Origin of the sequence: Stenotrophomonas sp. Ste96, from assembly GCF_024519495.1 — a bacterium.
Taxonomy (GTDB): domain Bacteria; phylum Pseudomonadota; class Gammaproteobacteria; order Xanthomonadales; family Xanthomonadaceae; genus Stenotrophomonas; species Stenotrophomonas bentonitica_A.
Genome location: NZ_JALJRX010000041.1, coordinates 1 through 702, shown reverse-complemented (window position 1 = coordinate 702; position 702 = coordinate 1). Strand labels below are relative to the sequence as shown.

General features: G+C 70.7%; 1 protein-coding gene. It reads left to right on the top strand.

The genetic code is table 11. The features are described from left to right. Positions 1-12: 12 nt before the first annotated feature. A partial coding sequence (locus OC373_RS18735) for an efflux RND transporter periplasmic adaptor subunit (protein WP_261998280.1) occupies positions 13-702 on the top strand: 690 nt, incomplete at its 3' end.

The window sequence follows — 702 nt, the reverse complement described above, 5'->3', positions numbered from 1 at the left end:
AGCGCGGTGTCGATGGTCCGTCTGCGCGATGCCGCCCGCACCCGCCTGCGCAACTGGGAAATCAGCGACGCACAGCTGGGCAAGACGGGCCTGGTCCTCACTGCGCCAGCGGACGCAGTCGTGATCGAGAAGCCGGTGGTCCAGGGCGCCCGCTTCGCGCCCGGCGAAACCATCCTGCGCCTGGCGGACCTGTCAACGGTGTGGGTGATCGCCAAGGTTCCGGCGGCGCAGGCCGCAGGCATCAAGCCCGGCCAGCCGGCCCGGTTCGAAACGGTGGCCCTGCCTGGCCAGGTGGCACAGGGCGAGGTCACCTTCGTGCAGCCCGTCATCGATGCGATGACCCGCACCGTGGACGTGCGCATCGCCCTGCCCAACCCTGATGGCGATCTGCGGCCGGGACTCTACGGGACAGTGCTGCTCGAGGAGCCGGGGGCCGGGCCGGTCCTGACCGTTCCGCGCTCGGCCGTGCTCGACAGTGGCACGCGCCAGGTGGTGCTGGTCGAGACCGGCCCCGGTCGCTTCGCCCCCCGCAACGTCATCCTGGGGCGGCGCGGTGGCGATCGTATCGAGATCCTTGACGGACTGGCCGAGGGCGAGCAGGTCGTGGTCTCCGCCAACTTCCTGATCGACGCCGAAAGCAACCTGCAGTCGGCCCTCCAGGGTTTGGAGGGTCACGCAGGACACGGCGCGCCCTCGGGCACC